Below are 25,702 nucleotides of genomic sequence, written 5' to 3'. Positions count from 1 at the left end.
CGGGACCTCTCACCGTGAACCGGGTGTGCGGGAAACTTCCCTCTAAAGCATAGGGGACCCCGCGCACCCGGCAGAGCCCGTTGACCCTTGCTGCCTTCCGGCCCTGGGGGAGTTCACAGGATGCGCGCCGCGCGGGATCCGACGACCAGCATAGCCCCACCCGCCGCCGGGGTCACAACGGGTATGTCGGCGGCGCGGCGGGGGCAGGCGGTTCGGGCGGCGGTTTGGGCGCTCGCGCGTCTACCGCTATCATCGCCATGTTGGAGGATTCGCCTAGTGGCCTATGGCGCTCGCCTGGAACGCGGGTTGGGTTAACAGCCCTCAGGGGTTCAAATCCCCTATCCTCCGCAGTTGATCGGAGCCTGGGTGTCACCACGTGATACCCAGGCTCCGATTCGTTGTGCCGACGGCAGGGCCCGCCGGGCGGCGTTCGCTCGGCGGGCCCTGTGACTGACGGGTCGTACTGTCAGGTCGTGCTGTCAGTTCCCGGTGATGTCGGCGTTCTCGTCGGGGGTGATCTCGTCGCCCTGGTCCTTCGAGGACTTCATGACGCCGGTGACGGACTTCTCGACGTCCTCGACGCCGGCGAGGTCACCGTTCCTGGCCTTGCTCACCGCGTCGGAGATCTTGTCCGAGATGGACTTCAGCGGCGCGGCGACGGCCTTGCAGAGGGTCGGGTTGGCCTTGGCATCCTCGGCCGCGAGACGGACTTCACGCTTGACGAACAGTGCCGCGAGACCGGCCTTGGCGAATGCCTTGATCCGGCCGTCGGCGCCCTTCTTGAATCCACCGTTCTTGGCGGGCTTGTAGATGTAGCGGTGGAATGCGCCGAAGCCGAGACCGGCGTGCGTGACGAACTTGGTCTTGGCGAATTTGATGGTGTTCGACTCGGGGCAGCTGAAGTCGTCACCCGACGACACACCCGCGGCGTTCGTGGTGGTCGTCTTGGCGCTCGACGAGTCGGAGTCGCTGTCCTTACAGCCACCTACGAGCAGTACCAGCGCGACCGCGATCAGTGCGGTCAGCAGCTTCAGTACGGGACTTTTGGTTGTTCGCATATCTGAGTCATCCGATCCAGTGAGTTCTTGACTTACCGACCGTTCATAGTGGCACAGATTTGCCACGGTGAATTGAAAGAACACTCGCCGGGAACATTGTCGCCAATCAAAGATATGCCCGTTTTGGGAATTATCGGGGGCCTATCCCGTGTTCTCCGCACCGGAATCGGAGCCCGGTTGCCACCATGTGACACCCGGGCTCCGATTCGTTTGTTCAGTTGTTTCGCCAGGTCACTCCCGCGCCGACGACACCAGCTGCGGCTGTGCGGAGCGGTGGCCACGTACCCGGTCCGCGAGCGCGTCCAGACGGCCGAGCTGGTCGTCGGACAGTTCGACCTCCACGGCTCCCACGTTCTCGGTGACCCGCTCGGGGAACCGCGAACCCGGGATCGACACCGCCGACACACCGAGCTGCCGGCCCTTGTTGTAGAACCAGGCGAGCGCGAGCTGTGCGCCCGTCACCCCGGCCTCGCCGGCGATCCGCAGGAACTCGTCGAGGATCGGCTGGTTGTAGGCGAGGTTCGTCGGGGTGTAGCGCGAGATCTTGAGCCGCACATCCCCGTCGACGAGTTCGTCGTAGTCCAGCAGCCCGGTCAGCCACTTGCGGGCAAGCGTCGAGTACGACACGAAACCGACGCCGTGCTCCTTCGCCGACGGCACGACGAACCGCTCGACGTCGCGGGAGACGACGCTCCACTCCGACTGGATCGCCGCGATCGGGTGCACGGTCGACGCCCGGCGGATCTCGTCGCCGGTGGCCTCCGACAGACCGATGTGCAGCACCTTGCCTTCCTCGATCAGTTCCTTGATCGCGCCGACCGTCTCCTCGATGGGCACGAGCGGATCGACACGGTGCTGGTAGTAGAGGTCGATACGGTCGGTGCCGAGGCGCCCGAGGCTCAGCTCCACCTGTTCCCGGATGTACTCGCGGTCGCCGCGCACGCCGCGCTGCCCGACGCCACCCTGCTTGACGATCCCGAACTTCGTCGCGAGCTGTACCTCGTCGCGGCGGTTCTTGAGCAGCTTGCCGATCGTCGTCTCGCTGCGGCCGTCGCCGTACCCGTTGGCGGTGTCGATGAACGTGACCCCGCTGTCCACCGCATGGTTGAGCGTGCGCAGCGCGTCGTCGTCGGTCACCGCGCCGTAGACATCGGTGAGCGACATTCCACCGAATCCGAGCGCCGACACCTTGAATCCGTCGCCGAGTTCCACAATTGCCGTCATGTGCTTCCTTCCCACGTTCTCCGCCGTATAGACGCACCCTAGCCACCCGCCGCGGCCCCGCTGGCCCTCGAACACCTATATGCCCTGGTCATAGGGTTATTTTCGGCCGGGTTCCAGGATCGGGCAGCGGCGCGGTTCCGCCGTTCCCGACGTACTCCGGTCACGGCCGGTCCATGATCGACAGGGGCGGTGTGTCCGCCGCCGGTAGCCGACTCCAGGAGGGCCGCGTGATGGCCGACTACACGAACGCACTCGCCGAACTGTCCCGGATCCAGGCCGCGAACTGGCCCGCGGAGGTCTCGCGCACCGTCGACTACCCGGCGGGCGAACAGACCCTGGTGGCGCACCTGCGGCACTGGGCGCGGGAACGCCCGTCGGCCACCGCGATCAACTTTTACGGCCGCCTGATCGACTACGCCGAATACGACGAGGCATCGGACCGGTTCGCCGGCTGGCTCGACTCGGTCGGGGTGGTGGCCGGCGACCGGGTCGGGGTGCATCTGGGGAACTGCCCACAGGTGCACATCGCGATGCTCGGCATCCTCAAGGCCGGCGCGGTGTACGTCCCGATCAACCCGATGTTCAAGGGACACGAACTGCGGTACGAACTGCTCGACGCCGATGTCGGGGTGCTGCTCACCCAGCCCGACCTGCGGCCACTCGCCGACGAGGCCGTGACGGGGACGTCGGTGCACACCGTCGCGACCACCGCGCTCGGCGATCTTCTCGACACCGAACCGGACATTACCGTGCCGTTTCCCGCTGGGCCGCAACCAGATTCGGACTGGGCTTCGATCCTCACCGCACCCCGGGCGCCCGCCCGCACCGACGATCCGGACGCCCTGGCCGCGCTGAACTACACCGGCGGCACCACCGGCATGCCGAAGGGCTGCGAACACACCCAGCGACACATGGCGTACACGGCCGCGACCATCACGGTGGCCGGCGGCGGCACCATCGGCGATCCGGAACCGGTCGCACTGAACTTCCTTCCGGTGTTCTGGATCGCCGGAGAGGACTTCGGGATCATCGGCCCGCTCCTGAACGGCCAGACCGTGGTACTGATGACCCGCTGGGATCCGGCGGTGTCCGTGCAACTGATCGAACGCTACGGCGTCACCCAGATGATCGCGACCATCGACAACTACGTCGAGATGTCCGGGCTCCCCGATTTCACCGGCTCCCGGCTGGCGAGCATCCGCAACGCCTTCGGGGTGTCCTTCGTCCTCAAGCTCGACCCCGAATTCCGGTCCCGCTGGCGCGATCTCACCGGAATCACGTTGCGCGAGGCGTCGTACGGGATGACCGAAACCCACACCGGTGACACCTTCACGCTCGGCTTCCAGGACGGCGACCGTGACCTGCTCGCCGATCCGGTGTTCTGCGGGCTGCCGGTCCCCGGCACCGAGATCCTCGTCGTCGACGAGCAGGGCGAGCCCGTTCCGATCGGCGAATCGGGCCAGATCATCGTCCGCAGCCCGTCGGTCATGACCGCCTACTACGGGCGCCCGGACGCGACCGCCGACACGCTGCACGACGGCTGGCTGCAGACCGGTGACGTCGGCTGCTTCGACGACTGGGGTGCCCTGCACTATCTGGCCCGCACCAAGGAGATGATCAAGATCAACGGGATGAGTGTGTTCCCGTCCGAGGTGGAGGCGCTGCTCCGGCTGCACACCGGGGTCGGGGCGGTGTCGGTGGTGCCGCGCCCCGACCCGGACCGCGGCCAGGTTCCCGTCGCGTTCGTCGTCCCCGCCGACCCGGCGCTCACCGCACCGGACCTGCGGGCCTGGGCCAAGGACAACATGGCCGGTTACAAGGTGCCCGAGGTGATCCTCGTCGAACAGCTCCCGATGACCGCGACCGGCAAGATCCGCAAGGGCGAACTCCTCGACCGGGCCGCGGCCGGGCGCTGACCCCGCCCTATCCGGCCGCCGCGATCCGGTCGTGCACCTCCCACGCGCCGATGGTGGCGCGGATCGCGGCGATCAGGGTGAGCGGGCGGTCGAGCATCGGGTGGTGGCCGCTGTCGGGGAGTTCGACCATCGGCACCCGGTTGTCGAGCAGGTCGTTGATGTCGGCGGCCATCGCGTCGTTGATGAGGCCGTGTTCGCAGCGCACGTAGGCGGTGCGCACCTTCAACTCCGGCAGCCGGTCGCGCAGTTTGAAGCCGCCGTGCCGGTGCGGGGTGAAGATGCCCTTGTCGAACTTCCACACCCAGTTGCCGTCGACCTCGTGCACCGACTGTTCGGCGATGTTGCGGCCCACGTACGGCAGCACCACATCCTGCAGCGGCTGCGGCCGGAAGCGGGCGCAGATCTCCTCCAGCGTCGACTGACGAGGGCCGAGATGTTTATGGGCGCGTTCGGTCATCGGTTTGATCTCGGGCGGCTCGTCGTTGAGCGGCGAGTCGATGATCATGATCCCGGCCAGTTCGTCACCGAAGTCGACGGCGATCTGCGAGGTGACCCAGCCGCCCATGCTGTGCCCGACGACGAACGGTTTGCCCTCGATCCCGCCGGCGCGGGCCGCGGCCATCGCCTCCTTCGCCCAGGTCTTCGTCCAGTACATGTCGCGGCGGCCGCTGTCGCCGTGGCCGCTCATGTCGAGTGCGACGATGCGGTGGGTGCCGGCGCCGAACGGTGCCACGTGATCCCACCACGACGAGTTGGCGCCACCACCGTGGACCAGCAGGAGGCCGGGTTTACCCAGGTCACCCCAGGCACGGTAGTGGATGTCGCAGCCGTCGACCGTCGTCGAACCGTGTTCGGGTTTCTGGGCCAGCGCCCGGGTGAACCATGCGGGTGCAGCGACCGACTCGGAAGTAGCTGACAACGGGATTCCTCTCAACACGAATCCGCACCGGTCCCGACGGGGCTCGCATCAGGGACCGGCGGATTCCTCACGGCTTCAACGGTTTGAGCAAACCATCTCACCGACGCGAATGTGCGATATCAGGCATCCCCGGACACGCAGAGGCTCAGTTCAGGGTCAGATCCAGCGGCGACGCCGGGCCGGCGCTGAGCACCGCCAGCGCCTCGGGCCGGATGCCGGGGCGGAAGGTGACCTTGGCGCCGCGCACCGGCTTCCCGTTGCCGATGCCCGCGAGGTCGACGTCGGCGATGGTGACGCGGCGCAGGGCGTCGGTGCCGTTCATGTTGGTGGTCGAGGTCCGCATGCTGAGCACGCCCTTGCCGTTCTTCACGGTGATGGTCGGGTCGGCGAGCGCGATCTCGAACAGGTGGAACCGGGTGAACGCGACGATGGTGCCCCTGAAGCGCAGCGTGCCGGTGCCGTTGCGGAGTTCGCCGCCGGCACGGGTGTAGGTCAGGCGGTCGGAGTCGTCGATGCCCGCGCCGTCGGTGCCGTACACCTTGCCTTGCGAGCGTTCGGTGACCGTGGCGTAGAAGCGCGGTGAGTACGCCCAGGCCAGGTCCGCGGGGGCGGGCTTCGGGGTGTTGGGGCCGGGCTGCGTCGAATAGCTCACCGGCACCGAGAGTTCCTGGGCCGCGTTGGTGGCGCCGGCCGCCCCATACGTGTACACACCCCACCGGGCGTTCGCCGGGATGTCCTTGGGCGTGGACGCCTTGAGCTCGGCGGTGAACGATCCGTCGGCCGCCAGCGGCACCCACTGCTGGCGGATGGTGCGGCGCATGTCGAACGGCGCCGACGGCACCCTGCTCAGGGCGTCCCGCGACATCGCCCACCGCACACCGAGCCTGCTGGTCGCGCGCGCCGACTCGGGGGCGTCCTGTGACGGCTTCCACTGGGGTGCGAACGCGCCGAACGCGATGAACGTGCCGTGCGGCACGCCCGGCGGCACCGGCAGCGGGAATCCGTCGGTGTTGGACCTGGGGTCGAAACCGCGGCCCTTCACCACCAGGGTGTCGCCGGGATGCACACCGGTGGTGCCCACCGGGGTGACGCCGTCGGCGAGGAACACGTCGATGTGCGGCCGGAAGGCGGGCGCGGCGTCGGCGCTCGCGACGCGCACTCCCCCGGACACGACGAGGGCCAGGCTCAGCCCGGCCATCACCATCAGCGTGCTGAATCTGCCCCGGAACCGCGTCGTTGCCATAAGGGCACCCTAACGCGCGCCGGTTCCCGGGAAACACCGACTTAGGTCACCACCCACCAACTGCGACAAATCAGGCAACCGCCTACGCTCGCGGGTATGGGGCCGGATGCATGAACGAGTACGTTCTCGTCGCCACGGGTCTGCTCGCGCTGGTCGTCGGCGCCGAGGCGCTGGTCCGGGGCGGCGCCACCATCGCCACCCGGCTCGGGGTGTCCCCGCTGCTCGTCGGCCTGACCGTGGTGTCGATCGGCACCAGCCTCCCCGAACTGGCGGTCGGTATCGACGCCACCCTGGGCGACGCGGGGGCGATGGCGATCGGCAATATCGCCGGCACCAACATCGTGAACATTCTGCTCATCCTGGGCATGTCGGCGGCGATGACCCCCCTCGCGCTGCACCGGCGCACCCTGCGCGTCGACCTGCCGTGCATGGTGGTGAGCGCGCTCGCACTGCTGGTGCTGTCGGCGAACGGCACCCTGTCGCGGCTCGACGGCACGCTGCTGCTCGTGCTCGCCGTCACGTACACGGCGCTGGTGATACGCGCAGATCTGACGTCGAAGGCGTCGCCGCCCGAGGAGCAGGAACCGCCGCCCGGGCCGTGGCCGATCGCCGCAGTCCAGCTCGCCGGGGGTATCGCGGTGGTGGTGCTGGGCGCCGACTGGCTGGTCGACGGCGCGGTGCGGCTGGCCACCGACCTCGGGGTCAGCGAGGCCGTCATCGGCCTGACCGTCCTCGCCATCGGCACATCGGCACCCGAACTGGTCACCACCCTGGTGTCGACGCTGCGCGGCAACCGGGAACTGGCCATCGGCAATCTCATCGGGTCGAGCGTCTACAACATCACCTTCATCCTCGGCACAACGGCGCTGGTCGGGCCGATGGCCGTCGACGACGGCCTGATCCGCATCGACATCCCCCTGATGGCGGCGGTGGCGTTGCTCTGCATCCCCGTCTTCGTCTCCGGCAGGAGGATCTCCCGGTTCGAGGGCGCGGCGTTCGTCGGGGCGTACGCCGTGTACCTCGGACTGCTGCTGGTGCTGCGCACCTAGCCGTCGACACCCAGCCGCCGATACCTACTCTTCGACGCGGTTGCCGTGTTCGTCCCAATGTGCGGCAACCTTCTTGCTCGGCTGCACCCGCGGCGGCTCCCCCGGCATCTTGGGGTAGCTCGGCGGGTACGGCATGTCCCCGAGACCGTTCTCCTCGTCGCGGTCCACCATCTCCAGCAATGGTTCGATACCTGCCCGGCGCTCATCGATGTCGGTCCACGGATCCTCGCGCCGGGCAACGAGATCCGGCACGGTGGCCATCGTGAACGACGCCGGGTCGACGTCGGCGAGTTCGGCCCAGGTGACCGGCATCGACACCCGGCCATCGGGGCTGCGCCGCACCGAATACGGCGCGCACATCGACCGGTCACGGGCGTTCTGGTTGAAGTCGATGAAGATACGCTGTCCGCGTTCCTCTTTCCACCACGAGGTGGTGACGGATTCGGGGTCGCGGCGTTCGAGTTCGCGGGCCAGGGCGATCACGGCACGACGACCGGCGATGAAATCCCAGCGCGGTTCGATGGGTACGAACACGTGAATACCGCGGCTGCCCGAGGTTTTCACGAATCCGGTGACATCGAGTTCGGTGAGCAGCGGCTGCACGAGGTCGATGGCGACGCGGCGCACGTCATCGAAATCGGTACCCGGCGACGGGTCGAGGTCGATGCGCAGTTGGTCGGGGTGATCGTTGTCGGGGTGACGGGTGGGCCAGGTGTGGAAGATGACGGTGCCGTAGTTGGCGGCCCACACGATGTCGGCGGGGACCGTGGGCCGCAACGCATCTCCCTTACGTCCGGACGGGAACGTGATGGGTGTGGACAGTACATGTTCGGGACGTTTACGGGCGATGTGCTTCTGGTAGATCTGATCGCCGTCGACGCCGTCGGGATAGCGTTCGATGAACGTCGGCCGGTCCCGCACGGCCGACAGCATCGGCCCGGCGAGGGCCATCGTGCGGTAGTAGCCGACGAGATCCCTTTTACGGCCACCGTTCTCGCCGAGGCCGGGAAAATAGATCTTGTCCGGGTTGGACAGCCGGACGGCGATACCGTCGACGTCGAGTTCCTCGGCGGGAGACCGCGATGCCATGCTCAGTTCCCTTCCAGCACGTCGTACAGGTCGTAGGTGAGCGGAACCTCCAGCTGGTCGTAGCCGCAGCTCTCCGGTTCACGGTCGGGACGCCACCGCATGAACTTCACGGTGTGCCGGAAGCGGTGGTTCTCCATCTGGTCGTAGGCGAACTCGGCCACCAGCTCGGGACGCACCGGAATCCAGGCGCCGTCCTTGCCGGAGCGCCACCGGGTCTGCTCACCCATCGCCGGCTTGTCTGGGTCCAGTCGCATCGGTTCCAGGAGTTGTTGCAGTTCAATCCGTTTCGCATCGGAGAAGGCGCTGGATCCGCCGACCATGTGCAGGTCGCCGTCGTCGGTGTGCAGGCCGAGCAACATCGACCCCAGACCCGTTCCGCTCTTGTGGATCCGGTAGCCGATGACCACGCAGTCGGCGGTGCGTTTGTGTTTGATCTTGATCATCTCGCGCTTGTTCTGCACGTACGGCCCGGCGAGGCGCTTGCCCACCACACCGTCGAGGCCGGCACCCTCGAACGCCGAGAACCATTCCCGCGCCAACTCCGGATCGGTGGTCACCCGGCTCACGTGAAAGAGCCTGTCGCGGCCGGGTGTCACGGCGTCGAGCAGCACCCGGCGGCGCACCTCGAACGGCTCGTCGAGGACACTCCGGTCGCCGAGCGCGAGGGCGTCGAAACCGATGAACATCGCCGGGGTCGTCTCGGCGAGCATCGTGATGCGGGACTCGGCCGGATGAATGCGTTGGGACAACGAATCCCAGTCCAAGCGGTGCATGTCGCCAACAAGGGCCGACACCCCGATCTCGCCGTCAAGAACCACCTTGTCGGGGAGTTCGGCCCGGGCCGCGGCCACGATCTCCGGAAAGTACCTGGCCAGGTCTTTGCTGCCGCGCGAACCGATCGCCACCGAGTCGCCGTCCCGGAACACCAGCGCCCGGAACCCGTCCCACTTCGGCTCGAACGACCAGGCGGGCTCGTCGTCGGGCTGGGCGGGGATCGCGGTGACCGCCTTGGCGAGCATCGGCGCGACAGGTGGCAGGACCGGAAGCTGCATCTCCCCATCCTGCCAGTATTGACCGGGTCTGCCGGCGAATCGGGCCCAATGCGCCGTCTTCCCGCCTCCTTCACGCGACTCGCCACGCTCGCCGGTTCAGTCATCAGTCCAGGCGACGCGGCCCGCTCCGCACCGGACCGGCCGCCCGGGTAGCCTCGTCCCGATGACCGCCGCCGGACGCTTCGCCCCCTCACCGTCTGGGACCCTGCACGTCGGGAACCTGCGGACGGCGCTGCTGGCGTGGCTGTTCGCCCGTACCACCGGGCGGGCGTTCTGGATCCGGATGGAGAACCTTGACCGCACCGCCCGCGGCGCCGACGTCCAGCAGCTCGCCGACCTCGCGGCGCTGGGTATCGAGTGGGATGAGCCGGTGAGCTACCAGACCGACCGGCTGGACGTGTACCGCTCGGTGATCGCCGAACTCACCGATGCCGGCGAGACCTTCGAGTGCTTCTGCACACGCCGCGAGATCCTGGAGGCGCCGTCGGCCCCGCACGCCCCCGACGGCGCGTACCCCGGCACCTGCCGGAATCTGACCGACGCCCAGCGCGCGGAGAAGATCGCCGCCGGACGCCCGCCCGCGATCCGGTTGCGTGCCGCTGTTGCCTATTTCACCGTCTCCGACACCCAGCTCGGCGAATACACCGGCATGGTCGATGATTTCGTGATCTGCCGGGGTGACGGCATCCCCGCCTACAATCTGGCGGTGGTCATCGACGACGCCGCGCAGGGTGTCGATCAGGTGGTGCGCGGCGACGACCTGCTCTCCTCGGCACCTCGCCAAGCGTATCTGGCGACCCGCCTCGGCCATCCTCCGCCGAGCTATTCGCATGTGCCGATGGTGCTGAACAACAAGCACATCCGCCTCAGCAAACGCGACGGCGCGGTCACCCTCGCCGACCTCGCCGCCGCAGGCGTCTCCACGGCGACGGTCCTGTCCCGCATCGCCGAATCCCTCGGCCTGGCCGACCACGGCGAGATCGTCGACATCGCCGCGCTCGCATCGCGATTCGATCCCGCCGCGCTCCCCCGTGAACCCTGGATCGTCACCCCCGACGTCTTCGCCGGTTGAGGTGCGAGGTTTCGAGGCTCGTCGCTGGCGCTCCTCACACCTCAACCAGCGAAACGCGGCCCCACTGCCGGTTGAGGTGCGAGCTTGCGAGCCTCGAAACCCCGTGACAGAACAGCGTCAGTCGGTGGTGGCCAGCAGACGCTGCAGGACGTCGTTGATGGTGAGCATGCCGATGCTGACACCGCCGTCGGTGACGGTGGCGACGTGGCTGCGGGTGTCACGCATCTTCTGCAGCACCTCGTACACGGGCGAGGATGCGTCGAGTGCCAGGACGGGCCGCATGATGGCGGCGGCCCGCACATTCTCGTCGGCGCCGACGGCGTCACGCACGTGAACCACCCCGTTGACGAGGCCGTTGGCACGCACCAGGATCCGGCGGAAACCGGTCTGCCGGCTCATGTCCCGGATCTCGGCGACGGTCGCGTCGGGCCGGACGCTGGTGAGGGGCGCACCGGGCGGCAGCACGTCGCGCACGGTCAGCTTGGACAGCTCCAGCGCGCTGGCCAGGTGGGTGTGGTAGCGCTCGTCGAGCGTGCCCACGTCGGCCGAATGCTCCACCAGATGCGCCAGCGCCTCCGAATCCTGCCCGGCGCCAACCTGATCGACGGCCTGTACGCCCAGCTTGCGCAGCAGTGAGTTGGCGAGCTTGTTGAGTCCTTCGAGCAGCGGCCGGGTGAGCCACATGAATGCCCGCATCGGCAGGGCGAGCATGATCGCCGATTTCTCGGGGTGCGCGATGGCCCACGACTTGGGCGCCATCTCCCCCACCACCAGGTGCAGGAACGTCACGATCAGCAGGGCGAGAACGAAACCGAGTACGTCGGCCAGCCAGTACGGCGCGCCCCAGTGATCGAGGACCGGTGTGATCCAGTGATGCACAGCGGGTTTGGTGATCGCACCGAGCGCAAGCGTGCACACGGTGATACCGAGTTGCGAACCTGCCAGCAGCACAGGCAGTTCCGACGCGCTGCGCAGTGCGGCCGACGCGCTGCGGCTGCCGGCGGCGGCATCCTCCAGCCGGTGCCTGCGGGCACCGATCAGCGCGAACTCGACGGCCACGAAGAACGCGCTGAGCGCGATCAGTCCGGCGGTGACCAGCAGCACGATCCACGGATTACTCATCGCCGTCCTCCTCACGCGCGACGGCGGCGACGGTCACGAACACCAGCGACGGCACCCGCTTCTCGACCTCGCGCACCGTGGCCCGCACCTCGAGCGGTTCGACGTCCTCGCCGATCGCCAGTTCTGCCGGGTCGGGGTCGAGCGGGATGGTCACCTCGTCTCCCACGACGGGCAGCCCCTCGAGGGTGGTGATGACCAGGCCGGCGATCGTCTCGTAGTCGCCTTCGGGCAGTTCGTATCCGATGATCCGCGACACCTCGTCGATGTGGGCGTCGCCCTGGATCAGCCAGCCGCCGTCGGTCTTCTCCACGTCCTTCGGGGTGACCGGGTCGTGTTCGTCGTCGATCTCGCCGACGATCTCCTCGGCGATGTCCTCGATGGTGACGATGCCGGCGAATCCACCGTATTCGTCGATGACGATGGCCAGTTCGCCGATCACCTCCGGACCTTCTACGGCCTCCATCTGTTCGAGGGCCTCGGGCAGCGGCAGGGAGTCGGGGATGGTGATGGCGGGGCGGCACAGCGCACCCGCGGTCACTGTCGGGTCGGCGCCGGCGTTGGACCAGTTCAGCAGGATCTGCAGGTCGATGATGCCGCGCACCTCGTGCGCGCCGTCGACCACCGGGTACCGAGTGTGGCCGGTGCTCATCAGGTCGAGGACGTCGCCGGCGAGGTCGTCGACGGAGACGGTATCGACGTTGCCGCGCGGGATCATCGCGTGTTCGGCACTGCGGGTGGGAAAGTCGAGAACCCGGTCGAGCAGCGTCGACAGTTGGGCGGGCAGTTCACCGGTCTCGCGTGATTCGGCGACGATGTGTTCGAGGTCGCGCGGGGTGGCCGAGTGTTCGACGTCGTGGACGGGTTCGATGTGCAGCAGCCGCAGCAGCAGTTCGGCGGCCTTGTCGAAGATCGTGATGACAGGCCCGAACACGGCGAGGTAGATGGTGGTGGAGCGCGCCAGCCAGCGGGCGACGGGTTCGGGTTTGGCGATGGCCATGTTCTTGGGCAGCAGCTCACCGAACACCATCTGCACGACGGTCGAGAATCCGACGGCCAGCACCGTGCCGATCGCGACACCAACCGACACGGGGACACCGATATCCCCGAAGATCTCGCCGACGCCTTTACCGATGAGCGGTTCGGCGACGTAACCGACGAGCAGTCCGGTGATGGTGATGCCGAGCTGCGCGCCCGACAGCATGAACGAGGTGCGGCGGGTGACCGACAGGGTGCGTGTGGCGGTGGCGTCACCGGCCTCGGCGCGCGCGGCCAGGCGGGACCTGTCGACCGCCATGAAGGCGAACTCCTGCGCGACGAAGTAACCGGTCAGCGCGGTGATCGCGAAGACGACGAGAATACCCAGCAAGATTCCGAGAACGGTCAGCACAGCCGGTCCTCACGGTCCGCGGCCTGATGGTTCGGGCCGGTCGGGACGGGTATGTCAGAGGGGGGCAGGGTCGATCGTCGGCGGCGTTTTCGGCGCTTGACGCGTCTCATTCTTCTCTCACTGTTCAGGCGCCGACGTGCATCGGCCGGGCACCCAGGTGTTCGGCAATTGTTCGATCCAGGGTGCCGAAACTCGGTCACCGGTGCAAGTCGCCGCGATGCAGGTCACTCACGAATTCGCGTAGTAGCGGCCCAGGAAATCGTCGCGGTAGGCGAGGTAGTCACCGGATTCGATGGCCCGGCGCGCACCGTCGACCAGGTTCACGATGAACGACACATTGTGCAGCGTCGCCAGCGTCGCGGCGAGGCCTTCCTTCGCCTTGAACAGGTGGTGCAGGTAGGCGCGGCTGTACTGCGAGGTGTAGTTCTCGGTGTCGGCGTCGAGGGGACCGAAATCCTTGCGGTATTTCGCGTTGGTGACGTTGTAGCGGCCGTCGCGTGAATAGATCGCGCCGTTGCGGGCGACGCGGGTGGGCGAGACGCAGTCGAAGGTGTCCACGCCGTTCTCGATGGCGGTGAAGATGTCGTCGGGTTCGCTGATGCCGAGCAGATGTTTCGGCGCGTCCTGCGGCAGTTCGGAATTGACCCAGCCGACGATGGTGCCCAGATTGTCCTTCTCCAGCGCGCCGCCGATACCGTAGCCGCCGAACCCTTTGCCGCCGGCCGCACGGTCGGCCTCGCTCAGGGCGACCAGGTCGCGGGAGGCCTTGCGGCGCAGGTCCTCATACTGGGCGCCCTGAATGACACCCCACAGCGACTGCTGCGGCCGGTGGCTGCGTTCGACGCTGAGCCGGTTGTGTTCGGCGAGGCAGCGGATCGCCCACAGGCGGGTGCGTTCGAGGGAACTCTCCTGGTAGGCGCGGGTGTTCATCAGCGTCGTCAGCTCGTCGAAGGCGAAGATGATGTCGGCGCCGAGCTGATGCTGGATCTGCATCGACACCTCGGGGGTGAACCGGTGCTTCGATCCGTCGAGGTGCGATTTGAAGGTGACGCCGTCGTCGTCGACGTTGGACAGGCGCTCTTTGCCGGGCGCGATGCGGTCGTCGTCGGGGGCGTCGGTGGCGTCCATCGAGATGACCTTCTTGAACCCGGCGCCCAGCGACATCACCTGGAAGCCGCCGCTGTCGGTGTAGGTGGGTCCGGACCAGTTCATGAATGCGCCGAGCCCGCCGGCCGCGTCGATGATGTCGGGGCCGGGCTGCAGGTACAGGTGATAGGCGTTGGCCAGCACCGCCTGCGCGCCGAGCGCCGCCACCGACTCCGGCAGCACCGTCTTGACCGTCGCCTTGGTGCCCACCGGCACGAACGCCGGCGTCTGGATATCGCCGTGCGGGGTGTGGATGACGCCGGTGCGCCCGAGGGTGCCGGGCAGCGACGTGCCGACCGTGTAGTCGACGGCGTCGCTGTGAGCCGGCTGAGTATCTGACGAAGGTCCGTGGGTCACCGGTGCATCTTCCCAGCTCAGTACCGGCGGTCTCAAACCGGCGAATCAGGGTTCGCTACGGTAGGGACCATGACGCGCCGTTCGCCCCGCATTGCCGTATTCGCCGCCACCGCCGCCCTGGCGGTGACGCTCGCGGCGTGCGGCTCGGAGGACGACGCCACCGACGCTTCGTCATCGACGGCGGTGGCCTCCTCGACGGCATCCGAATCCGCCTCGGCCACATCGTCGGTGTCGTCTTCGGCCAAGGCGTCGAAGACGCCGGAGGAGACGGACGACCTGCGGACAGAGAACCCGTCGGCACCGATCGTCGGCGGCCGGGTCCCGGCATCGCGGCGCAGTTCCCACAAACCGGACCCGAACGAGTCGGCGCCCACCCCGTCGAGCGGCGAATGTGGCACGACGCAGGGTCCCGACGGCGCGCTGCACATCGTGATCCTGGCCGGCGACGTCAACTGCTCCGAGGCCAAGGGTCTGACCAAGGAGTACAACGCCAAGGCGATCGCGACCGGGCAGCAGAAGAAGGTCGGCGACTGGACATGCGGGCCGTCGCAGGTGCACGGTCTGCTCGCCGCGTGCCAGAAGGATCAGTCGGTGATCGGATTCACTCCGTAATCGCGCTTGACCCTCACGCGACGTCACGGTTCAGGGTGGTCTTGTGAGCGAGAACAAGCCCCTGACGGTAGGCCGCATCGCGCGGCTGACCGGGGTGAGCGTGCGGACGTTGCACCACTACGACGACATCGCGTTGGTGGTGCCCTCGGGGCGCACATCCGCCGGATACCGGGTGTACTCCGATGCCGACGTCGAACGTCTGCATCAGGTACTCACCTACCGGGAGCTGGGTTTTTCTCTTGAGCAGATCGCGACCCTGCTCGACGATCCGGACGCCGATGCCCTCGCGCATCTGAAGCAGCAACGCACGCTGCTCGAAGACCGGATCGATCGCTTGCACCGGATGGTCGCCGCTGTGGAGGAAATGATGAGTAAGAAGAGCCAGGGCATCCAGCTGACCGCCGCCGAGCAGGCCGAGATCTTCGGCGACGACTGGACCGGCAACAACTATCAGGACGAGGCCCAGGAACGCTGGGGCGACACCGACGCCTGGAAACAGAGCCAGGAGCGCTCCGCGAAGTTCACCAAGGACGACTGGATCGCGATCAAGGCCGACACCGACGTGCTCGAGTCGGCCCTCGCTGACGGCCTCCGCCGCGGCGTGCAACCAGGCTCGGCCGAAGCGAACTCCCTGGCCGAACAGCACCGCGCATCCATCGACCGCTTCTACGACTGCGGCCACGACATGCAGGTCTGCCTGGCCGAGATGTACGTCGCCGATCCCCGCTTCACCAAGCACTACGACGACATCGAACCCGGACTCACCCAGTTCGTCCACGACATCATCGTCGCGAATGCGGAGGCCCAGTCGTAACTGCCACCCGGATATGGAGCATCAGAGCTCTCGGACGCGGCGACGTTCGTGCAGTGAGTCGGCGACGAAGCCGGTGTCGACTTTCTCGGCACCGTCTTCGTGCCAGCCGTGGCGCTCGTAGAAGGATGCGGCCCGCTCGTTGCCGTCGAGCACCCATAGGTGGGCGGTGACGAAGCCTGCCTCACGCAATGCCTGCTCGGCGGCACACATGAGCGCGTGCCCTACGCCGCGCGACCACACACCGGGCAGGGCATACATCGCGTGCAGTTCGCCGCTGCCCGGGCGGTCGTCGTCGGTTCCGGGTCCGACCGCGGCCCAGCCGACGATCTCGTCGCCGTCCACGGCCACGAACTGGCGGTTCCGATTGTCTGCCATGCGCTCGCTCCACCGGTCCGTGCGCACCCTGCCCTCGCGCTCGGCGTCCATGCCGTCCAGGACGGCGTCGGCGATAAGCCCCCTGTAGGCGACCCGCCACGCGTCGACACGGACGCGGGCGATCGCCCAAGCATCGGCGCGGATGGCTGTCCGCACGATCACGCTCATGCCGGAACAATATGCGATCGCGACCCCGGTACCGCTGATCTCAGTACGCCAGTTCGTCCCAGTCGACGGTGATCAGGAACGGTGCCTCGATGCGGATACCGCCGGCGTCCGCCGGGGTCCATTCGCCGGCGAGCAGGTAGTTGGCTTGCCACAGTGGACGCACCCCGTCGGGCAGCGGGCCGGGGGCTGAATCGAGACCGTAAGCACGGATCGAGGCGATCGCGCTGGCCGAACGATCCAGCGCCGCCTCCCAGTACCAGGGAATCCCAGCCGACGCGTAGCGCGCTTTCTTGGCTTCCATGTCGGTCTGGGAGTTTCCTGGGGACAGAACCTCGCCGACCAGCACGACATCGGCGGCGCGCAGATCTTGGTACGGCTTGTCGAGGCAACGGTGCACGAGGAAATCCGGGGTGAGGAAGTCGTTCTTGCCGTCGGCTCCCAGGAACACGTTGGTTTCGGTGGTGACCCGAAGACACCGCTGCGGATTGTCCGTACGGTCGGTGCGAACGCACTGCTCCAACGCCGCCCAGATCCGGTTGGTGAAGGTCTGGTGCTCGGCAGGACCCCGGCGCATCCACACGACCCTGCCGTCCCACAATTCCACCTGTGCGGCGACCTCCTCAGGCAGCTCGCCCAGGTCCTCCCACGTCATGAATTCGGGGAGGTCGGGGCGGTCGCCGTGGGGGACGGACATGGTTCAACTGTAGCCGTGGGGAGCCCGCGGACTACGGCCAGATGACGCCGGTGGCCTTCTCCAGGTAGTCCCACAGCCGGTCGGCGGCGGCCTGGTCGGTGGCGTACCTCGGTGCCTCACCGATCTGGGTGGGACCCTTGTATCCCTTGGGGCCGACAAACTCGCCGCCGGTCACCTGCGGGTCGACCGCCGCGCGGACGAGCGCGTGGGCGCCGAGTTCCTTGGTCTGGCTGAACGGGGCCTGCAGGGTGTCGACGATCCGTTCCTTGAGGGTGGGTTCGTTGATGCCGGGCACGACCGGGCCGCGGCCACCGAGGGCGTAGCCGGGGTGGGCGATCACGCTGGCGATCGGGGAGCCGGCCTTGGCGAACCGCCGGGCGGCTTCGGCGCCGACCATCGTGGTGGCGGCCTTGGAGTGGGCGTACACCTTCATCGGCTTGTATTCAGCTGCGGCGTCTGCCAATTCGGGATCGGTGAAGGAGTACTCCCCCTTGATGGCGGTGGAGCTGCCCAGCCACACGATGTGCGGCGCGGCACCGGTGAGCGAATCCAGGATCGACCCGACAAAGGCAAAGTGGCCGAGAATGTTTGTCGCGAAGAACAATTCGTGACCCTCGGGGGTAACGGTGCGGGTCTTGGGTCCGTGTACCAGGCCCGCGTTGAGGATAAGTCCGTCGAGTTCGATTCCCCGGCCGGTGATCTCGGCGGCCGCCTTCGTCGACGACTCGATCGAGCTGGTGTCGATGCGCAGCTTCCCGATTCCGGCGGCTGGCACCTTCGCCGACGCGCTGAGCGCCGAGATGGCGTCGTCGAGCTTGGCCGGGTTGCGGCCGGCGACGATCACGTCGGCCCCGGCGCGCAGCAGTTGGTCGGCGGCGAAGTAGCCGATGCCGCCGTTGGCGCCGGTGATGAGGTAGGTGCGGCCGCGCAGGTCGCCGATCTGTGTGGGATCCCAGGTCATCGGGATGCTCCTTCGTTGGTGAGGGTGACGCTGACGTTGACGACGTCGCCGTCCTTGATCGCGACGGCATGGCCGGCGCGGGTGATTCCGTCGACCAGCACGCTGACAGGCGCGCCGGTTCCGGTGAAGTTGCGCCACCAGGTCTTGCCGTCGGTGCCGAACTTGGATTGCAGAAGAATGGTGTCGGCGCCGGTGCGCTTGTAGCCGACCGGCGTGCGGTAGCTGCGACCCGTTTTCCGTCCGGTGAAGGTGAGGACGGTCAGGCCTTTGCCCAGCACGCCGCCGACGACGGGCGCTCCCAGCAGCGACATCATGATCCGGTTGCCCAGCTTCGGTGTGGACGCCCCCTGGTTCGCACTCATGCCAACCCGCCTTCCGTAATGCCATCGATTAGGTGGAGGATTTCCCTCCGGTACAAGTGGAGAGTAATCTTCCGTTTAGCAAACCGCAAGTTCTGGATGGGAGAGCGCGATGAGATCTGACGCACGTGCCAACCGTGCGGCCATCGTCGACGCCGCGCGAACGCTGTTCTCCGGACGCGGCGTGGACGTACCGCTCTCGGCGGTCGCCGAGGCCGCGGGCATCGGGATCGCGACGCTCTACCGCAACTTCCCCACCCGCGACGACCTGATCCGCGCCGTCGTCGAGGACATCGCCGGCTGCTTCCAGGCCGTCGAGCGGGAGTATCTGGCCAGGATCGAGGAGGACCCCGAGCAGGGCTGGCACGACTTCGTGCACGCCCTCGCCGCGATCCGGCCGGGCACGATCATCCCCGCGCTGGCCGAGAAGTTCGGCGGCACCGGCGCTCCGGACTACGTCGCACCGCTGCGCGAGGGGGTGCTGGCCACCCAGCAGACCCTGCTCGCCCGCGCCAAGAAGGCCGGACTCGTGCGAGACGATGTGTCCGCCAAGAACTTTCAGCTGGGCATCGCATCCATCACCCGGCCGCTCTCCGAACAGCCCGAGGCCGACTGCGACACCCACACGGCCTGGCTGATCGACGTCTACCTGCGGGGGTTACGCCCCTGACGACACGCGATCAGTGTTCGGTGGAGAACCCCACCCGGCGGCGATGGTTCTCGATCGCCAGGACGACGAGGCGGTCGATGAGGTCGGCGTAGCCCAGGCCCGCCGCGTCCCACAGTTTCGGGTACATCGAGCCGGGGGTGAAACCGGGAATCGTGTTGATCTCGTTGAGCAGCCAGCCGCGGCCGTTCTCCTCGTAGAAGAAGTCGACGCGGGCCAGCCCGGCGCAGCGCAACGCGAGGAACGAGTCGACGGCCAGCTCACGGACCTTCGCGATCTCGTCGGCGGGCAGGTCGGCGGGGATTGCCAGCTTGGCGGCGCCGGTGACGTATTTGTCCTCGTAGTCGTAGAACTCGCTGCCGGGCAGGATCTCGCCGGGCACCGACGTCTCCGGGGCGGTGTTGCCGAGAACGGCCACCTCGATCTCGCGGGCGGTCACCCCCTCCTCGATGACGATGGTGCCGTCGTAGCGCAACGCCACGTCGATCGCCTTGTCGAGTTCGGACTCGTTGTGCGCCTTGCTGATTCCCACGGACGACCCGAGGTTGGCGGGCTTGACGAACACCGGCAGGCCGAGAGTCTCGATGGCCTTGCCGACGATCTCGCGGGCGTCGTCGATACCGTCGCGGAATTCGATCCACCGGCACTGCGGGATACCGGCCTGCTCGGTGACGCGCTTGGCCATCGCCTTGTCCATGCACACCGCCGACGCGAGCACCCCCGAACCGACGTACGGCAGCTTGAACAGTTCGAGCAGACCCTGCACGGTGCCGTCCTCGCCGTGCGGCCCGTGCAGCAGCGGGAGGACAACGGTCACCGGCGCAGTGGGGCCGGCCGCCTCGCCCTGCAGCACGACGAGCGGGTCGACGACGGTACCGGTGACGTCGAGCGCGTTCGGTAGCGGCGCACCGCCGGCGAGTGCGGCTATCGCGTCGTCATTGCGTATCCACGAGCCGTCCTTGCCGATACCCACGGGCACCAGCTCGTACTTGGTGCGGTCGGCGGCGGCCAGCACATGGGCCGCGGTCACGCGGGAAACGTCATGTTCTGCCGAGACGCCGCCGAACAGGACGACCAGACGCAGGAGGGGCGAAGCCATGCCGCTCAGCCTAGTGTCCCCCAAACAGACGCATTCAACTGCTACGATTGCTACACGCGTCAGTCGTCCTCAGGAGGCAACCATGCGCACGATCCCACACCGCGAACTCCGCAACAATTCGTCGAAGATCCTCGAAGAGGTCAGCAATGGTGAGACATTTGAAATCACCAACCACGGCAAAGTGGTGGCGATTCTGTCTCCCCCTGCCCTGACCCCCTACGAGCAACTCCTCGCCGCCGGGAAGGTGCAGCGAGGGACCCAAAGGAGAAACTTCTCATCCATCAAACCCGCAATCGCCGAACGCGATCCGCTGGACGTCCTCAACGAGATGCGCGGCCAGCGCGACGCGATGTTCGATGAGTGACGCGGCGGGTCTCATCCGGTGATCGCCTACATCGACACATCGGCATTCCTCCGGATGGTGGTCGTCGGGCGCGACGCACAGACAGTCGCCGACGGCGATCGGGTCAGGAGCTACCTCGACCTGTTCGGAGCCGACGACATCATCCTGTCGTCCAGACTCCTCCGCACCGAGGTTCACTGCCAGGCCAATCGTCAACCGGAGATCGATATCGGTCTTGCCGACTCGACACTGGCGGAGATCGATATCGTGCCCATAGAACAGGACGACTTCGTCAGTGCGCCACTCGTGCCCGGACGTCTCCGCACGCTCGACGCCTTGCACCTGGCTGCGGCACTCCGACTCCGAGCGGACGTCATGGTGTCCTTCGACTCCGAGTTGCTACGCGCGGCCCGCCTCGCCGGGATGCGCGTCGGTCCGTGACGCGGGTGCCGAACGTCCGCCCAGTACATTGATCGGCATGCGTTTCACGGCAGCACAGATCGCCCAGGCAACCGACGGTGAGGTGGTCGGCGACGCCGGCGCCGTGATCGACGGGGTCGCCATCGACTCCCGCATCGTCGAACCGGGGCAGTTGTTCGTGCCGATCGTGGCCGAACGCGACGGCCACGCCTTCATCGGCAAGGCCGTCGAGGCCGGGGCCACCGTCTGTCTGTCGTCACGAGATGTATTTGGCGATGCGACCACCGATGTGCCGGGCGCAACCGTCGTCCGGGTCGCCGACACCGCCCTCGCGCTGGCCGACCTGGGCCGTGCGGCCCGCACCCGGCTGCCCGACCGGGTCGTCGGTGTCACCGGTTCGGTGGGCAAGACCTCCACCAAGGATCTACTGGCCGGGGTGCTTGCCACGACGTACCCGACGGCGGCGAGCGAGAAGTCGTTCAACAATGAGCTCGGACTGCCGATGACACTGGTCAACGCCCCCGACGGCACCGAGGCCGTGGTGCTGGAGATGGGTGCGCGCGGCGTCGGGCACATCGAGTTGCTGTGCGGCATCGGCCGCCCGACGGTCGGGGTGATCACCCGTGTCGAGGCCGTGCACCTGGAGATGTTCGGTTCACTGGAGGCCGTCTCGCAGGCCAAGGGCGAGCTGATCGAGGCCCTGCCCGACGACGGTCTCGCGGTGCTCAACGCCGACGAGCCGGTGGTCGCGGCGATGGCGTCCCGCACCTCCGCGCCGGTCCTGACCTACGGGCTTTCGCCGACCGCCGACGTGTACGCCTCGAACGTGTCGCTGGACGCGCAGCTGCGGGCATCGTTCCGGCTGCACACCCCGTGGGGCGAGGCCGATGTCCAGCTCGGCGCGCGCGGCGCACACCAGGTGCCCAACGCCCTCGCCGCGGCCGCCGCGGGTTGCGGAGTGGGTGTTCCGGTCGAGCAGATCGCGCTCGGCCTGCGCACCGCCGCGCTGTCGGGGCTGCGGATGGAACTGTCGACCACGCCGGGCGGCGTCATCGTCATCAACGACGCCTACAACGCCAACCCGACGTCGATGACCGCGGCCCTGAACTCCCTGGCCACGCTGCGGGCGGGCCGCCGGATCGCGGTGCTGGGCACGATGGCCGAACTCGGCGACGACTCCGACGCCGCCCACGCCGGCGTCACCCGCACCGCCGTCGATCTGGGTGTCGAGGTGATCGCGGTGGCCGCACCCGCCTACGGCGACGGCGCCCGGCACGTCGAGGACGTCGACGCGGCTGTCGCGGCGTTGACCGACCTTGCCGACGGCGATGCGGTGCTGGTCAAGGGCAGCCGGGTGGCCGCTCTCGAGCGCGTCGCCCAGGGGCTGCTGGGCTAGGAACTCTCAGCCGGGACGGCGGACGCGGCCCGTTCGACGGTCAGCAGACTCTCCGCGCTGTGTTCGGCGTGATAGGCGGCGGCCCCGCCGCGAGCACCGAAGAGCCGTTTGCTCCAGACCAGCCACACCACGGCTGCGAGGTTGATGAGCAGGACGAGGATCTTGAAGACGGAGATCTTCTCGGTGAGTTCGTAGATCTCCACCGGGATGAACACGCTGGTGACGATCACCGAGAAGTACTCACCCCAGCGCTTGATCAGCCAGAGCCCGACGGCCTCGATGCCCTGCAGGGAGGCGTAGACGATGATCGCGCAGCCGATGAGGACGATCGCGGTCGAGGACAGGGTGAACGATTTCTCGATCAGATGCACGATCCGGGAGTCGTCGATGTTCCAGCCGAGCTGCTGGGCGATGGGTTCGAGCAGCGGCATCTCGCGTTTGAACCCATCCCGCAGGGCGTCCTGGCTGTGCCGCAGCCCGATGACGACGATGCCCGCCGCCAGCAGGACGACGAAGTGGGCCAGCCTGTCCAGCGCCAGCAGGCGCATGATCACCAGGTCGCGCAACGCCGCACCGCGCGGGACCTCGGGCGCGTGGTCCGCGGGACCGCCACCCGCCGGTTCGCCGGGAACGAAACTGCCGCAGCGCAGACACCGCCAGCTCGTGCCCGCGGCGGTGTCCACCTGAAGGCGTTCGGCGAGGAAGGTCTCGTCGGGACGATATGTCTCATGTCCTCTGACGCCGCAGACGAGCAGCTCCCAGTCGAGTCTCATGGTCGCCAGGCTAGTCCGGACGGTCCGCGTCGCATCACGGCGCGACGAACGTGCCACCACCTGGCCCCTCATGCGCCGCGGCTGAGTTCACAGCGAACCCGGTACGCCCTGGTTCACCCGGTACACCCTAGTTCACGAAGAACGTTCCGGCACCGGGAAACACCTGGCTGCCCGCGTTCGGGCTGGTGATCTCGCCGACGCTCAGTCCCGCGAAGACCAGCCCGGTGCCCGTGGTCACCTCGCGGGAGGTCGGCACGGCAACGAAGGTCGGGATCGTCGGGTTGGGGCACAGCGCCACGAACGAACTCCCGCTCCTGCCCGCCATCGGGTTGAACCAGTTCATCGACAGCGTGGCGTTGCGCGCCGACGATGAGCCGGTGCACACATCGCGGCTGGTGGCCGAGGCCACCGTGATCTCGCCGGGTCTGACGCGGGTGACCACGAGCCGCGCGGCGTATGTCCCCGGGGAACTACCGCCGACGGTCGTCGCGGTCACCGGGATCTGGAACACGGCCACCGGGGATTCTGCTGCAGCGGCGCCTGGGCCGGTGCTCAGCGCGCAGATACCGGCGGCCGCAAGGAGCAGCGCGGCGGTCCGCGTCCCGATTGGTGTCATGGCAAGACCTCCTTGTAACAGGTCACGGGGCAAGGAATGTGCCGATGCCGGGTGTGGTGAAGTTGCCCTCACCGATACCGGTCATGCTCGTCGTCATCACGACCGGGCCACTGCCGGTGTCGGCCTCGACAACCGTGGGTTTGCCTGCTTCGGCGCAGATCGCGACCTCGGCCACGCCCGACCCCCTGGGACCGAGCCAGCCGATACGCACCTTCGCGTTGCTCACCGCGCTCATCTGGCAGACCATGAGGCCCGCCTCCGTGGTGGAGAAGGCGATCCGGCCGGGCTTCTCGGCGGCCGATGCGGTGACGGTTGCGGCGTGGATCCCCGGCGACAGATCGACCACCACAAAGGCCAGCGGCGGGACCTGGACCACCGGAACGGCGGTGGCCACCGCCGCGCCCGTGGCCGACAGCGCGCCGGCGGTCAGCAGCGCGGCCGCACCGGCGCACGCGGCACGTCGCCTCGCCACAGGTCGCCTCGATCTGTCGGTCAATGCCACGGCGGATCCTCTCCTGGCGATGTGCGCCGGTTGTGATTGAGAGCACTGTCGACGACTTGTTCGTGAGAATAGCCCGATTCGTTACCGTCGGTAACGACCTTCCGTGACGCGACGGGCGCGGGAACCTAAACACCCGGCACCGGCCCGCACCGGGGCGTAGCATCGGGCCGGTGACGAATGCTCTTCGCGTGCTGGTCTATTCGAGCGATTCCGATACCCGCGCACAGGTGATCGGCGCGCTGGGACCCCGGCTCGACGCCGACGGCCCCGAGCTGTCGTACTACGAGGTGGCCACCGAGCCGATGGTGTTCGCCCAGCTCGACTCCGGCTCGGTGGACGCGGCGATCCTCGACGGCGAGGCCTCCCCGGCCGGCGGCCTGGGCATCGCCAAGCAGATGAAGGACGAATACGATCCGGCGCCGCCCACCCTGGTGCTGCTCGGACGTGCCGACGACCGCTGGCTGGCCGACTGGTCACGCACCGAGGCCACGGCCGTGCTGCCGGTCGATCCGCTGGCCCTGTCCACGAGTTTCGCGCAGATGCTGCGCACGGCGGGAATCACCGCCGGGTCATGAACCCGAGCCGGTGACCGAGCCGGTGACAGAGCCCCCAACGACTAGTGTGCGCGAGCCCGCGCACACCCTGACCGTCCGCGCTCCCGTCCAGAGTCTCGTCAGATTCGCCCAGTACACACGTACCAGGACGCCCGGTTGTGCCGGGGGTACAGCGCCCCCTCGTTACACCACCAGACCGGATGCCGCCACCCGAGAGACGAAACTCCCGGAAACAGCAAACATCCCCCGCCACGCGCCCAGACCCTTGTAGGGTTGTGGTGTAGCTCACAGCCCCGGGGCTACGATGGAGTCACGCCATCTCCGTGCGACGCGGTCGCAGATCTGGAGGCGCGTTTCATGAACGCTTATGTGCCGATTCTGGTGCTCGCGGCCATCGCCGCGCTGTTCGCCGTGGTGTCCGTGGGCATCGCGGTGTTCATCGGTCCGCGCCGGTACAACCGTGCAAAACTGGAGCCCTACGAGTGTGGCATCGAACCGTCGATCAGCCGCAGCGGCCAGCGGATACCGGTGAAGTTCTACCTCACCGCGATGCTGTTCATCATCTTCGACATCGAGATCGTCTTTCTCTATCCGTGGGCGGTGGCCGCCGATCAGCTCGCCTGGTTCGGCCTGCTCGCCGTCGGATTGTTCATCGTCAACGTGTCCATCGCGTATGCCTATGAGTGGCGCCGCGGCGGCCTGAGCTGGGAGTGAC

28 protein-coding genes, 1 tRNA gene and 1 other RNA gene are annotated in these 25,702 nt (G+C 67.6%); 12 read left to right on the top strand and 18 right to left on the bottom strand.

The window, feature by feature from the left end:
• Positions 1 to 48: 48 nt before the first annotated feature.
• An RNA gene (gene ffs, locus GOAMR_RS24085) (signal recognition particle sRNA small type) lies at positions 49 to 143 on the bottom strand.
• Between the two features lie 119 nt (positions 144 to 262).
• Between ffs and GOAMR_RS06400 the strand changes: the two genes are divergently transcribed.
• A tRNA-Ser gene (locus GOAMR_RS06400) sits at positions 263 to 348 on the top strand.
• 131 nt (positions 349 to 479) lie between these two features.
• On the opposite strand, the gene GOAMR_RS06395 is transcribed toward GOAMR_RS06400, so the two are convergent.
• Together GOAMR_RS06395 and GOAMR_RS06390 are read right to left on the bottom strand one after the other, a co-directional pair.
• A complete protein-coding gene (locus GOAMR_RS06395; protein WP_005184391.1) occupies positions 480 to 1,058 on the bottom strand; it encodes a hypothetical protein in 579 nt (192 codons plus the stop codon).
• 231 nt (positions 1,059 to 1,289) lie between these two features.
• On the bottom strand, positions 1,290 to 2,282 hold the full coding sequence (locus GOAMR_RS06390) for an aldo/keto reductase (protein WP_005184388.1): 993 nt from the start codon (positions 2,280 to 2,282) through the stop codon (positions 1,290 to 1,292).
• A gap of 230 nt (positions 2,283 to 2,512) precedes the next feature.
• Here GOAMR_RS06390 and GOAMR_RS06385 point away from each other — a divergent pair, with 230 nt between their 5' ends.
• Positions 2,513 to 4,198, top strand: coding sequence for an AMP-binding protein (locus GOAMR_RS06385; RefSeq protein ID WP_005184385.1), 1,686 nt, complete (start codon positions 2,513 to 2,515; stop codon positions 4,196 to 4,198).
• A gap of 7 nt (positions 4,199 to 4,205) precedes the next feature.
• Here the strand turns inward: GOAMR_RS06385 and GOAMR_RS06380 are convergent, their stop codons facing one another.
• Both GOAMR_RS06380 and GOAMR_RS06375 read right to left on the bottom strand, forming a co-directional pair.
• Entirely contained in the window at positions 4,206 to 5,117 is a 912-nt protein-coding gene (locus GOAMR_RS06380; protein ID WP_005184382.1) for an alpha/beta fold hydrolase, read from the bottom strand.
• Positions 5,118 to 5,262: 145 nt separating this feature from the next.
• Positions 5,263 to 6,360, bottom strand: a complete 1,098-nt coding sequence (locus GOAMR_RS06375; protein WP_005184379.1) for an HtaA domain-containing protein — start codon at positions 6,358 to 6,360, stop codon at positions 5,263 to 5,265.
• 110 nt (positions 6,361 to 6,470) lie between these two features.
• Between GOAMR_RS06375 and GOAMR_RS06370 the strand changes: the two genes are divergently transcribed.
• Positions 6,471 to 7,409 carry a calcium/sodium antiporter gene (locus GOAMR_RS06370; protein ID WP_005184359.1) on the top strand — a complete coding sequence of 313 codons (939 nt, stop codon included), beginning with the start codon at positions 6,471 to 6,473 and terminating at the stop codon, positions 7,407 to 7,409.
• A gap of 24 nt (positions 7,410 to 7,433) precedes the next feature.
• Here GOAMR_RS06370 and GOAMR_RS06365 read toward each other — a convergent pair whose 3' ends face one another.
• Positions 7,434 to 8,498: a DNA polymerase domain-containing protein gene (locus tag GOAMR_RS06365; RefSeq protein WP_005184356.1), complete on the bottom strand. Its 1,065-nt coding sequence runs from the start codon at positions 8,496 to 8,498 to the stop codon at positions 7,434 to 7,436.
• A gap of 2 nt (positions 8,499 to 8,500) precedes the next feature.
• Positions 8,501 to 9,550 carry an ATP-dependent DNA ligase gene (locus tag GOAMR_RS06360; RefSeq protein ID WP_005184354.1) on the bottom strand — a complete coding sequence of 350 codons (1,050 nt, stop codon included), beginning with the start codon at positions 9,548 to 9,550 and terminating at the stop codon, positions 8,501 to 8,503.
• A 163-nt stretch (positions 9,551 to 9,713) separates the two neighbouring features.
• On the opposite strand from GOAMR_RS06360, the gene gluQRS reads away from it, so the two are divergent.
• The gene (gene gluQRS, locus GOAMR_RS06355) at positions 9,714 to 10,622 is read left to right on the top strand and encodes a tRNA glutamyl-Q(34) synthetase GluQRS (RefSeq protein WP_005184352.1); all 909 of its coding nucleotides are present in this window, start codon (positions 9,714 to 9,716) and stop codon (positions 10,620 to 10,622) included.
• Between the two features lie 117 nt (positions 10,623 to 10,739).
• On the opposite strand, the gene GOAMR_RS06350 is transcribed toward gluQRS, so the two are convergent.
• From GOAMR_RS06350 to tgt, 3 genes are all read right to left on the bottom strand, one after another.
• Positions 10,740 to 11,744: a hemolysin family protein gene (locus GOAMR_RS06350; protein ID WP_005184349.1), complete on the bottom strand. Its 1,005-nt coding sequence runs from the start codon at positions 11,742 to 11,744 to the stop codon at positions 10,740 to 10,742.
• Complete coding sequence (locus GOAMR_RS06345) at positions 11,737 to 13,131, bottom strand: hemolysin family protein (protein ID WP_005184346.1); 1,395 nt, start codon at positions 13,129 to 13,131, stop codon at positions 11,737 to 11,739. Before GOAMR_RS06345 ends, GOAMR_RS06350 begins: the two co-directional genes overlap by 8 nt.
• Before the next feature lie 228 nt (positions 13,132 to 13,359).
• The gene (gene tgt / locus GOAMR_RS06340) at positions 13,360 to 14,634 is read right to left on the bottom strand and encodes a tRNA guanosine(34) transglycosylase Tgt (RefSeq protein ID WP_005184342.1); all 1,275 of its coding nucleotides are present in this window, start codon (positions 14,632 to 14,634) and stop codon (positions 13,360 to 13,362) included.
• 69 nt (positions 14,635 to 14,703) lie between these two features.
• Here tgt and GOAMR_RS06335 point away from each other — a divergent pair, with 69 nt between their 5' ends.
• Together GOAMR_RS06335 and GOAMR_RS06330 are read left to right on the top strand one after the other, a co-directional pair.
• A complete protein-coding gene (locus GOAMR_RS06335; protein ID WP_005184339.1) occupies positions 14,704 to 15,246 on the top strand; it encodes a hypothetical protein in 543 nt (180 codons plus the stop codon).
• A gap of 43 nt (positions 15,247 to 15,289) precedes the next feature.
• Complete coding sequence (locus GOAMR_RS06330) at positions 15,290 to 16,060, top strand: MerR family transcriptional regulator (RefSeq protein ID WP_005184335.1); 771 nt, start codon at positions 15,290 to 15,292, stop codon at positions 16,058 to 16,060.
• 21 nt (positions 16,061 to 16,081) lie between these two features.
• On the opposite strand, the gene GOAMR_RS06325 is transcribed toward GOAMR_RS06330, so the two are convergent.
• Genes GOAMR_RS06325 through GOAMR_RS06310 form a run of 4 tightly spaced genes read right to left on the bottom strand, consistent with a single transcriptional unit; the run spans position 16,082 to position 18,620 of the window.
• Positions 16,082 to 16,603 (bottom strand): GNAT family N-acetyltransferase, encoded by a 522-nt coding sequence (locus tag GOAMR_RS06325; protein WP_005184333.1) that lies wholly within the window; start codon positions 16,601 to 16,603, stop codon positions 16,082 to 16,084.
• A gap of 40 nt (positions 16,604 to 16,643) precedes the next feature.
• The gene (locus GOAMR_RS06320) at positions 16,644 to 17,297 is read right to left on the bottom strand and encodes a Uma2 family endonuclease (RefSeq protein ID WP_005184331.1); all 654 of its coding nucleotides are present in this window, start codon (positions 17,295 to 17,297) and stop codon (positions 16,644 to 16,646) included.
• Between the two features lie 31 nt (positions 17,298 to 17,328).
• Positions 17,329 to 18,258: an SDR family NAD(P)-dependent oxidoreductase gene (locus GOAMR_RS06315; protein ID WP_005184330.1), complete on the bottom strand. Its 930-nt coding sequence runs from the start codon at positions 18,256 to 18,258 to the stop codon at positions 17,329 to 17,331.
• Complete coding sequence (locus tag GOAMR_RS06310; RefSeq protein WP_005184302.1) at positions 18,255 to 18,620, bottom strand: nitroreductase/quinone reductase family protein; 366 nt, start codon at positions 18,618 to 18,620, stop codon at positions 18,255 to 18,257. The genes GOAMR_RS06315 and GOAMR_RS06310 overlap by 4 nt, the downstream gene beginning before the upstream one ends.
• A 109-nt stretch (positions 18,621 to 18,729) precedes the next feature.
• Between GOAMR_RS06310 and GOAMR_RS06305 the strand changes: the two genes are divergently transcribed.
• Positions 18,730 to 19,287, top strand: a complete 558-nt coding sequence (locus tag GOAMR_RS06305; RefSeq protein ID WP_005184299.1) for a TetR/AcrR family transcriptional regulator — start codon at positions 18,730 to 18,732, stop codon at positions 19,285 to 19,287.
• Between the two features lie 10 nt (positions 19,288 to 19,297).
• On the opposite strand, the gene GOAMR_RS06300 is transcribed toward GOAMR_RS06305, so the two are convergent.
• A complete protein-coding gene (locus tag GOAMR_RS06300; protein ID WP_005184296.1) occupies positions 19,298 to 20,383 on the bottom strand; it encodes a D-alanine--D-alanine ligase family protein in 1,086 nt (361 codons plus the stop codon).
• Between the two features lie 82 nt (positions 20,384 to 20,465).
• Here GOAMR_RS06300 and GOAMR_RS06295 point away from each other — a divergent pair, with 82 nt between their 5' ends.
• Genes GOAMR_RS06295 through GOAMR_RS06285 form a run of 3 tightly spaced genes read left to right on the top strand, consistent with a single transcriptional unit; the run spans position 20,466 to position 22,542 of the window.
• Entirely contained in the window at positions 20,466 to 20,747 is a 282-nt protein-coding gene (locus GOAMR_RS06295) for a type II toxin-antitoxin system Phd/YefM family antitoxin (protein ID WP_005184294.1), read from the top strand.
• 18 nt (positions 20,748 to 20,765) lie between these two features.
• Positions 20,766 to 21,167 carry a PIN domain-containing protein gene (locus tag GOAMR_RS06290; RefSeq protein WP_005184291.1) on the top strand — a complete coding sequence of 134 codons (402 nt, stop codon included), beginning with the start codon at positions 20,766 to 20,768 and terminating at the stop codon, positions 21,165 to 21,167.
• Positions 21,168 to 21,204: 37 nt separating this feature from the next.
• Entirely contained in the window at positions 21,205 to 22,542 is a 1,338-nt protein-coding gene (locus GOAMR_RS06285; protein WP_005184289.1) for a UDP-N-acetylmuramoyl-tripeptide--D-alanyl-D-alanine ligase, read from the top strand.
• On the opposite strand, the gene GOAMR_RS06280 is transcribed toward GOAMR_RS06285, so the two are convergent.
• From GOAMR_RS06280 to GOAMR_RS06270, 3 genes are all read right to left on the bottom strand, one after another.
• A complete protein-coding gene (locus tag GOAMR_RS06280; RefSeq protein ID WP_040514491.1) occupies positions 22,539 to 23,315 on the bottom strand; it encodes a DUF2127 domain-containing protein in 777 nt (258 codons plus the stop codon). The two genes, GOAMR_RS06285 and GOAMR_RS06280, sit on opposite strands and share 4 nt — an antisense overlap.
• Positions 23,316 to 23,442: 127 nt before the next feature.
• Positions 23,443 to 23,931 (bottom strand): hypothetical protein, encoded by a 489-nt coding sequence (locus GOAMR_RS06275; protein ID WP_005184284.1) that lies wholly within the window; start codon positions 23,929 to 23,931, stop codon positions 23,443 to 23,445.
• 22 nt (positions 23,932 to 23,953) lie between these two features.
• Positions 23,954 to 24,403, bottom strand: a complete 450-nt coding sequence (locus tag GOAMR_RS06270) for a hypothetical protein (protein WP_005184281.1) — start codon at positions 24,401 to 24,403, stop codon at positions 23,954 to 23,956.
• Positions 24,404 to 24,603: 200 nt separating this feature from the next.
• Between GOAMR_RS06270 and GOAMR_RS06265 the strand changes: the two genes are divergently transcribed.
• Positions 24,604 to 25,008, top strand: coding sequence for a hypothetical protein (locus tag GOAMR_RS06265; protein ID WP_244427284.1), 405 nt, complete (start codon positions 24,604 to 24,606; stop codon positions 25,006 to 25,008).
• A 336-nt stretch (positions 25,009 to 25,344) separates the two neighbouring features.
• Complete coding sequence (locus GOAMR_RS06260; RefSeq protein ID WP_005184275.1) at positions 25,345 to 25,701, top strand: NADH-quinone oxidoreductase subunit A; 357 nt, start codon at positions 25,345 to 25,347, stop codon at positions 25,699 to 25,701.
• Position 25,702: the final 1 nt, after the last annotated feature.

Origin of the sequence: Gordonia amarae NBRC 15530 (assembly GCF_000241345.1) — a bacterium.
Classification (GTDB): Bacteria; Actinomycetota; Actinomycetes; order Mycobacteriales; family Mycobacteriaceae; genus Gordonia; species Gordonia amarae.
Note: the sequence above shows the minus strand (reverse complement) of the source record. Positions and strands in the feature narration are given on the sequence as shown.